Origin of the sequence: uncultured Granulicatella sp., from assembly GCF_963528315.1 — a bacterium.
Lineage (GTDB): Bacteria > Bacillota > Bacilli > Lactobacillales > Aerococcaceae > Granulicatella.
The window spans coordinates 1-8,668 of sequence record NZ_CAURVV010000056.1 but is presented as its reverse complement, the minus strand read 5'-3'; the positions used below and the strand labels follow the sequence as shown (position 1 = coordinate 8,668).

Annotated in this window: 10 protein-coding genes, 1 tRNA gene and 1 pseudogene; 9 read left to right on the top strand and 3 right to left on the bottom strand. The window is 31.5% G+C overall.

All coding sequences use genetic code 11. The features are described 5' to 3' along the window. Window positions 1-361: 361 nt before the first annotated feature. The 5 genes from RYK07_RS08305 to RYK07_RS08285 all read left to right on the top strand — a co-directional run bounded on the left by RYK07_RS08305 (window position 362) and on the right by RYK07_RS08285 (window position 4,527). Window positions 362-1,066, top strand: a complete 705-nt coding sequence (locus RYK07_RS08305) for a lantibiotic protection ABC transporter ATP-binding subunit (RefSeq protein WP_031576228.1) — start codon at window positions 362-364, stop codon at window positions 1,064-1,066. After that, window positions 1,059-1,811 (top strand): ABC transporter permease, encoded by a 753-nt coding sequence (locus RYK07_RS08300; protein WP_031576229.1) that lies wholly within the window; start codon window positions 1,059-1,061, stop codon window positions 1,809-1,811. The genes RYK07_RS08305 and RYK07_RS08300 overlap by 8 nt, the downstream gene beginning before the upstream one ends. Window positions 1,812-1,920: 109 nt before the next feature. Further along, entirely contained in the window at window positions 1,921-2,541 is a 621-nt protein-coding gene (locus RYK07_RS08295; protein ID WP_221765929.1) for a hypothetical protein, read from the top strand. 1 nt (window position 2,542) lies between these two features. Further along, window positions 2,543-3,211 (top strand): response regulator transcription factor, encoded by a 669-nt coding sequence (locus RYK07_RS08290; RefSeq protein WP_031576232.1) that lies wholly within the window; start codon window positions 2,543-2,545, stop codon window positions 3,209-3,211. Then, the gene (locus tag RYK07_RS08285; RefSeq protein WP_125384897.1) at window positions 3,190-4,527 is read left to right on the top strand and encodes a HAMP domain-containing sensor histidine kinase; all 1,338 of its coding nucleotides are present in this window, start codon (window positions 3,190-3,192) and stop codon (window positions 4,525-4,527) included. Before RYK07_RS08290 ends, RYK07_RS08285 begins: the two co-directional genes overlap by 22 nt. Window positions 4,528-4,784: 257 nt before the next feature. On the opposite strand, the gene RYK07_RS08280 is transcribed toward RYK07_RS08285, so the two are convergent. Next, window positions 4,785-5,294 carry a helix-turn-helix domain-containing protein gene (locus RYK07_RS08280; RefSeq protein WP_247941099.1) on the bottom strand — a complete coding sequence of 170 codons (510 nt, stop codon included), beginning with the start codon at window positions 5,292-5,294 and terminating at the stop codon, window positions 4,785-4,787. 208 nt (window positions 5,295-5,502) lie between these two features. On the opposite strand from RYK07_RS08280, the gene RYK07_RS08275 reads away from it, so the two are divergent. Genes RYK07_RS08275 through RYK07_RS08260 form a run of 4 tightly spaced genes read left to right on the top strand, consistent with a single transcriptional unit; the run spans window position 5,503 to window position 8,049 of the window. Beyond that, window positions 5,503-5,685 (top strand): hypothetical protein, encoded by a 183-nt coding sequence (locus RYK07_RS08275; RefSeq protein ID WP_308697132.1) that lies wholly within the window; start codon window positions 5,503-5,505, stop codon window positions 5,683-5,685. A 45-nt stretch (window positions 5,686-5,730) separates the two neighbouring features. After that, window positions 5,731-6,708: a replication initiation protein gene (locus tag RYK07_RS08270; protein WP_314853396.1), complete on the top strand. Its 978-nt coding sequence runs from the start codon at window positions 5,731-5,733 to the stop codon at window positions 6,706-6,708. Window positions 6,709-6,719: 11 nt separating this feature from the next. Continuing rightward, window positions 6,720-6,908 (top strand): DUF3173 domain-containing protein, encoded by a 189-nt coding sequence (locus RYK07_RS08265; RefSeq protein WP_000369785.1) that lies wholly within the window; start codon window positions 6,720-6,722, stop codon window positions 6,906-6,908. Between the two features lies 1 nt (window position 6,909). Then, on the top strand, window positions 6,910-8,049 hold the full coding sequence (locus tag RYK07_RS08260; protein ID WP_314853395.1) for a site-specific integrase: 1,140 nt from the start codon (window positions 6,910-6,912) through the stop codon (window positions 8,047-8,049). Between the two features lie 86 nt (window positions 8,050-8,135). Here the strand turns inward: RYK07_RS08260 and RYK07_RS08255 are convergent. Further along, window positions 8,136-8,208: transfer RNA gene (locus RYK07_RS08255), tRNA-Lys, on the bottom strand. A gap of 265 nt (window positions 8,209-8,473) precedes the next feature. Then, window positions 8,474-8,668 (bottom strand): annotated as a pseudogene (locus tag RYK07_RS08250) (replication-associated recombination protein A); the annotation flags it as partial.

Sequence of the window (8,668 nt, the reverse complement as noted above, 5' to 3'; positions counted from 1 at the left end):
AAAAAAAGCCTTGATTTACAAGGCTTTTTCCTGTTGTATTTAGATGCCCCCTACATGGATTTGTAAGAACTTTTCATATTGAAAATAAATAAAAATGTTGAAATATAGCTGATTTTAGAGAAATACTTTTAGGTGTTTTCAATGTCAGGATTTAAAAATGGGGCAAAAGTGGGGCAAAAATAACGAATGACTCACATTTGATGATTTTAGATAAAAGTATGGGGGAGTAAGTGAACAGAAGAGTTGCTTACTCCTTTTTAAAATTTATATATGCTTTTTGTTTTACAAAAAAATAGAGTAATTATGATTTGGTTATTTTTTAGTATTAGAATTGATTACATAAGAAACGGAGGAACATTATATGGAAATTATGCTTGAAACAAGAAATTTAACAAAGAAAATCAAAAAACAAATGGTACTTGAAAATATATCAATTAAAGTAGAGAAAGGAAAGATATATGGACTATTAGGACCGAATGGTGCTGGGAAATCAACGCTATTAAAAGTAATTACTAAAGTTATGAATTGTACATCAGGGGATATTTTTTTTGAAGGAAAAAGCATGTGTACACAAGATTTAAAAAAAGTTGGAGCTATCATAGAGCATCCTGCCATCTATCCAAATTTAACAGCATACGAAAACTTAGAAGTTTTAACAGTATTATTAAATATTGATAAAAGAAGAATTGATTATGTGTTAAAAACAGTTGGGTTAGAAGACACAAATAAAAAATTGGTAAGAAATTTTTCATTGGGGATGAAACAAAGACTTGGAATTGCAATGACACTAATAAATAATCCAGAATTATTGATACTTGATGAACCAACTAATGGACTAGATCCTTTGGGAATTCAAGAGTTAAGAGAATTGATAAAAGAGTTTTCTAAAAAAGGGATTACAGTCATTATTTCAAGTCATATTCTGAGTGAGATTCAACAGATAGCAGATAAGATAGGGATTATTAATAATGGGCATCTCATTTATGAAGCTAATAATTCTGATGAGATGGATTTGGAAAAATTGTTTTTAGAAATGATAAAAAAGGATGTGAAAAATAATGATTAGTTATATTAAAACAGAGTTAATGAAAGAAAAAAGATCTGCTAACTTAAAGTTAGGAATTATTGTGCCTATAATTTTTGTTTTATTTAATATAGCTATGATTAGTTTGATGGGGGAAAGCCCAGAAGGAAAAAGTTACATATTGGCAACTTCTTTTAATTGGTATCCACTTTTAATTCTCCCAATAGTTTTGAGCTTACTAGTTGTGAATATAAATGTTAAAGAAAAGAGCGAGCATATTGTTTTACAAAAAAGCAAAAATCTAAGTTTTACAAAAATAGAATTGGCAAAAAATATTATTATTGTAGCTGAATTATTTATTATTCTACTAATATCAACAATATTAATATTTACTGTTGCGACATTTTTTCTAGGTGAAAAAATATCGCTAAGTCAATTAATTATAGCTACTATTTGTCTTTTTATTGGAAGTTTACCGATCGTTGCTTTATCTTTTTTGATATATGGACTTACAAAAAAGAAAGCTGTTCTTATATTGTTGAATTTTGTGTTGACATTCCCATCGGCTGTGATTGCAGTAACAAAAAATTGGATTTTATTTCCATGGTCATATAACTTGCGAATGCTTAGTCCAGTTGTTGGAGTACATCCAAATGGGACTTTTCTTGAGACTGGCTCTAAACTAATGAATATGGATGCAACATACTTAGGATTGCTTTTAAGTATTGCGGTCTATGTAGTCGTATTAACATTAAGTCTTTTAATTAACAACAAAAGGAGTAAATGAAGTGCATAATATGATATCGTCATACTGGCTTAGAAGTAGAAGGACACCAGTAAGACTAATGACTTTTTTATGCCCAATCCTATTTTCTTTGATTTATGGTATTTATTCGATGAATTCAAAAGGATTAATAGGGAAAGAAATGGGAGTGTTCTTTTGCGCATATATAATTTTAGCAAATTTTTCAATGTGTTTTTATATACCAATGATATATGAGGTTGATAAGGTAGCTGGGAATTTTGCAAATGATTTAAGGACTGGGATTAGTAGGAAAAAAATATTCTTTTCTAAATCTATTTATATCTCTATATTACTATTTATAATTGAATTTATATCTATCTTGGTAATGATATTAGTCGGGTTTGGAAAAGTTGAGTTTAATTATATAAGTACAGTTTTATGCTTTTTGATTGGTACAATTATGCTGATGCCAATGATTCCTGTTTATCAATTTTTAAGTTTGAAATTAGGTTTTTCTGGCAGTATACTAATCGGAATTTTTTTAACATTATCAGGTATTTTGTTAGGTACCACAGAATTAGGCGGTAATATTTGGTATTTATTACCTTTTGTTTGGCCGATAAAACTTATTTTTGCTTATACAAGTCATGAAGTTACAAGTCATGATATTTTGATGTTTTTAGCATTATCAGTAATCATTACTGTATTGTTTATAGGCGTATTTAATATTTGGTATAATAGATGGGATGGTATTAATAAAATGGAGGAGTAGAATGAACTTATTAATCATAGATGATGATAAAGATCTATTACGACTTTTAGAGTTGACTTTTAAAAAAGAATATAATGTTGACCTTTGTGATTCAGCTGAAAAAATTGTTCCTGAACAGCTGGTTAAATATAATTTGATTATTCTTGATGTCATGATGGATAAAATGGATGGATTTGAGTTTTTATCACGATATAGAGAATTGATAGATGCACCGATTATCTTGTTGACGGCTAAAAGTTTTGAAAAGGACAAGATAGAGGGATTTGCCTTAGGTGCAGATGATTATGTTACAAAGCCATTTTCTGTATCTGAAATAAGGGCGAGGGTTGCAGCACATATTAGAAGAGAAAATAGAGATAAGCACAGTAGAATAATTGATTATCCAATTTCTTGTGACTTATTGTCTAAAAAAATATATTTCAAGGAAGATGAAATTACTCTTACCAAAAGTGAATATAAAATATGCGAATTACTTTTAAAAAATAGAAACCAGGTTTTTACTAAAGAAAAGATTTATACAACAATTTATGGATATGATGCTGAAGGTGATAGTTCAACTTCTATTACAGAAAGAATAAAAAAAATAAGAGAAAAATTTGCTGGATTTCATATAGATCCAGTTAAAACTATTTGGGGAGTAGGTTATCAATGGGAACTAAAAAAAGTTTAACCTATTTAATTAGTAAATTTGCAATTTTAGAATTGTTTTTTGTACTATTTATGAGTTTATTTTCCTATATGCCTCTAAACATCTTAATTAACACTGGGGTAGTATATCCTGCAAATTATGCTGAAAGGCATTCTGATACAGTAAAATATGAGTTTCAAAAAGAGAATTGGGAAATTGATAAAATACCATTTTTTTATGAATATCAATTAAGAGATAATGGAGAAATTATAGAAAATACGATTGATGAACGCTATAATCAAAAAATAAGTGAGGCATTGCAAAAAGGAAAATCTTCAAAGGAACACATAATAGGTTCAGATGTATTTAAGGCTTTTAAAAATGGTAATAAAGATTTGATCATAAAATATAAAATTAGTGCTATACCTACCAATCCAAATGTATACAAAATAATTGGAAATTTTGAATTGGTGTATTTTACAAGCATGTTTTGTCTATGGCTAATTGGGTTTATTTATTTAATAAGTAATTTGACAAGGAAATTAAGGAGTGAAATTAGAAAGATATCCAAGGCTAATGAAAATATTGAAAAATTACAATTAGAATTTGAAAGAGAGTATTCTGATTATACAGAAATTTCAGGAGTGTTAGATTCTATAGATAGTATGGCAAGGAGCTTAAAGGCATCATTAGAAAAACAATGGAATATGCAGATGACACAAAAAGAAATGATTCAATCGATTACTCATGATGTGAGGACTCCGATTACTCTAATTAAGGGGAATATAGAATTATTAAAAGAAGATCAAGAAAATGTTCTTGAAAGAGCAGAAGATGCTTTAAATGGTGTGGAGAGATTGGAATCTTTTTTAAAAAAACTAAATGAATTTTCTGATTTGATGGAAGCTCCAAAGGAAGTTGTATCAAAAGAAGTTTTAGACGATTGGATAAAAATTGTGACTAGTATTTGTAAACTTAAGGGTTTTAGCTTGTCAATTCTTTCGTCTGATGAAAGTAACATTAAATTAGATAAAAATTCAATTGCTATTGCGATACAAAATTTAGTAAATAATGCAATTGAGAACTCTTCAGTGGGTTCTACGATATTTATCGGTTTTTATGATGATATAGATGATTATACTATTGTGGTCAGGGATCAAGGTGATGGATTTAATAATGATATTCTTTATGATCTAAGAGAAAAATATGTATCAACGAAAATGTATGATAATAATATACATGGATTAGGGCTTTCAATTGTTATGAAAATACTTGAAAATAACAAGGGACAATTGTTACTAAATAATTATGATGATCAAGGTAATGGTGCTGAAGTTAAAATGGTATTTAAAAAGTAAGCATATTTTAAAAAATTAATAAATCTGGTTATCAAGGGGATAAATTTTCGTTTCTGAGATAGTTCCTAATTCTGAAAGTGATGAATTAAATCAACTATCTTTAGTGTCTTTTATAGATCGTATTGAGATTGGAGAGGATAATTCAATTAATTTTGTCTTCAACAATATTGAAACAGTGAACCTGCTTCAAGTAACTGGAAGAACTGAAGAATAAGATTATACAATAGAAAAGCGAGCCTAAAACTCGCTTTTTTTATTTAATCTAATAGGTCCTTATTTTCAATTAAGAGTTCTAGTGGGGATTTATCTCTTGCTACAATAAAACCGGGTTCATATTGGGTATGAAATGTTCTTTTCTGAGAAGTTGGATCAATATACAATTCATCTCCATCTTCTGTGTATAGTTGGTTGCCTCTTGTTAGGTAAAGTAAATCCTCTAAGTACTGTCCATCAGTTTGTAGAAAATGTTCGATGTATTTGACAGCCTTTAAGATTTCACTTACTTTATCAGAGTATTCATTAGATTCAAGAACACTCTTTTCTAACTCAATCTCTTTACTAGTTCCAAATAGTTGGGTTGGAGTTGCATTAAAATATTCTGCTATCTTATCTAAATTTGCAAAGGTAGGATAGCTTTTTTGTTTTTCATAATCAGAGATGGACTGTTTACCGATTCCTAAATCTTCCGCAAGTTGAGTTTGACTTACTCCTTTTTCTATGCGTAGTCGTGCCAAATTGGGTCCAAAATTTTGAATAATAAAGGTCATGATAAACTCCTATGTTGTATTTTAAACTTATTCTATCATCTATAAACTTACAAATCAAGTTTTTAGTTGACTATTTAAAATATTTTTTATAAAATATATTTATAACTTATAAATAAGTTATAAACGATACAAAGTAGCTCGTAAGTTTAGGAACAGTGAGTGAGGAGGAAGTTGAGGACGAGACTATGACTTATGACTATTCGAAGCCTTGGTGCTAGAAATTGTGTGGACAAGGTCAAGGGACGAGCCTGACGGGAAGTCAGGCGAAGTCCTGCAGACTGGCGTCCAGACAATTTCTAGCCAAGCAAAAGCTGGCTATTCTAACAGCCAGCAAAAAGGTACACTTAGGGCAACGCCCAAAGAACGACGGAACGAGCAAACGTTGATTTGACGGTGTTTCTGAGGCCTAAAAAATCTAAAAGAAGGGGGGACAATTTTGTTGGTTTCTATACAAGATTTAAGAAGCATTCAAGAACGATGTGATGTAGGAGAATTAGTACAGCGGTTAGATGTCAGTATTGATAGACTAACGGTTATCTGGGATACAGACATTGGTTCCCTAAGACAAATTTTTAAAAATCTGAAACAGGCAATAAGTACAAGAGTTGATTCATTTGAAATACATGATAACGTACGAGATGATGTATTTACTTTAGCTAAAGATTTTAATGAGTATGATTCTATCAATATTATATTTTTTCAATTAGCCACTTATGGAGGTGAACAATTGATTCGGATTGATTTCAATCCTAACACTTTAAAAGAATTTGATGGAATGAAAGTATGGAGGCAATTAATGTACTTTGCCAGATTGAATTCATTGACGGTACGTTTGTCTCGTTTTGATTTGGCATTTGACATTTTCAACAGGCCTGAAATCGTTAATTTGCAACATATTAAAGGTGGTGTTACCCATAAGGTCTTCTATGGTAGAGGGGGTGAATTAGAGACGAAATATTGGGGTTCTAGCGGTAGTAATGTACAAGTTAGGTTATATGATAAGAATAAAGAAATCATTGCTCACAAGCGCGATGAGAAGCTAGATTTGGCTGTAAATCCGTTTTGGTGGAGACTGGAGTTCCAACTTAGAACCAAAGCGATTGGTGAGGAGATGGTCCAAGATGTTATGAATCGACTTGATAATTTCGGATTTTATAAGCTAGAACATATTCGAGTGGATCAAAGAGCATTTACAATTATCTTTCTCAACAATCCTGAACTGTTATCATTGGCTTTTCCAAATTTAAAATCAGACAGCATCAAAAAGAAAAAAACAAGAGTCCGCAAACTATTGAGAGAAGAAACGAACCAATTTGCGGAAGAATTAAAAGAAGTATTAATACAGAATCTCCCTAAATTAAATGCAGAATTACAACTACTTGTAGGCGAGTTTCTGAATTTAGAAAATAAATAAGGAGGATAACTATGGACAATAATTTAATTAGTAACAAAGAATTAATTGAAATGGGCTATCGCCCTCATACAGCAAATGATATCATTCATCAGGCAAGAGAATTACTTGTATCACGAGGCTATACATTTTATAATCGCAAACGTTTGATGGTTGTTCCCAAAAGTGTTGTAAATGAGATTCTAGGAACAGAGGTGGCGTAATATGGCAAGTGTTCGTTATCGAAAGCGAGGAGATAGTAATTTATGGACCTATGAAATTCGTAACGAAGGAAAAACTGTTGCTCATAATAGCGGTTTTAAAACAAAAAAACTTGCAGAGTCAGAAGCTGAACCGATTCTGCAAGAACTTCGTTTAGGAAAAAGAATTTCTAGAGATATTTCTCTTGTAGATCTGTATCAAGAATGGCTTGAACTAAAAATTCTACCGAGTAGTAGGTCGGAAGAGACAAAGAGAAAATATCTTCTCCGTAAAAACACAATTGAAAGATTATTTGGAAATAAAAAAGTCACTCAAATTCGTGCGAGTGAATACCAAAGAATTATGAATAAGTATGGACAAACAGTTGGTAGAAATTTTCTTGGTAGATTGAATACTGGGATTCATCAGAGCATCCAAATGGCAATTGTCGACAAAGTTCTAATAGATGATTTTACACAACATGTCGAGTTATTTTCATCCAAAGAACAACAGATGACGGAAGAGAAATATTTACATACCGAAAAGGACTATCTGGATTTACTTTTAGCAGTAAAGAGAAAATTTGATTACCAACGTTCAATTGTTCCTTATATCGTCTATTTTCTATTAAAAACAGGCATGAGATTTGGAGAGTTAATAGCGTTAACTTGGAATGAAGTTGACTTTGACAGAGGACTGCTAAAAACATATAGGAGGTTTAATACCCTTTCTCATAAATTTGTCCCTCCAAAAAATAAAACGTCTATTCGGATGGTACCGATAGACGAAGAATGTATTAAGATATTACAAGTCCTAAAAATTGAACAGGAGAAGGCTAATAAAGAGCTAGGAATCAAGAATAGGTATAAAATGATTTTTCAGCATTATGGATATATTCACTTGGTACCAGATATTGCAAGTGTCAATAAAGCTTTGAGTGTTCTTTTAAATGAATTAGATATTTATCCAATTATCACGACAAAAGGAGCACGTCATACCTATGGAAGCTACCTCTGGCACAAAGGATTTGACCTTGGAGTTATTGCAAAAATTCTAGGGCATAGAGATATTTCAATGTTAGTAGAAGTATATGGACACACTTTAGAGGAGAAAATTTTTGAGGAATTTAATCAAATCAGAGATGTCTGGAAAGATTGCTCATAAAAAAATGTGGGGCAAATGATGGGGCAAATCAGTTATAGACAAGCAAAAAAGCCTTGTAAATCAAGGCTTTTTAGTCATACTTTCTATGCCCCCTGCAGGGCTCGAACCTGCGACCCATAGATTAAGAGTCTACTGCTCTACCAACTGAGCTAAGGAGGCAAGAGAAAAAGCTGTATTGGTGCCGGACCTTCACGATTTGTATTGAACCCGCGCAATTAAGCAGGTGGGCAACTCGCTCTAACTGAAGCTGTTTCCGTGTGAGACGGCCTACATGCTGTTAGAAGACTTTTGTTTCCCTAATAATACAAAAAATAGTCGGTCAACACTTAAGTGTGAAGTCGTACACCACAGCGTTTCTATAATTATAATACCATAAATTTTGAAAAATTCAAGAGAAAAATGTGATTTTTTGCAAACGATGCCATCATTTTTTTAAGTCATCAATCTTATCCTTGGTCATTCCAAGGGCTCGCTCGTATTTGCCATTCTCATTAGGAGTGAAATAATTGGCATCTTTAATCTTGTCAGGCAGATAGTCCTGCTTGACCCAATTGCCAGGATAGGAGTGAGGGTAGAGATAGTCCTGTGCGTTGCCCAATTCCTTGCTGCCGGCATAGTG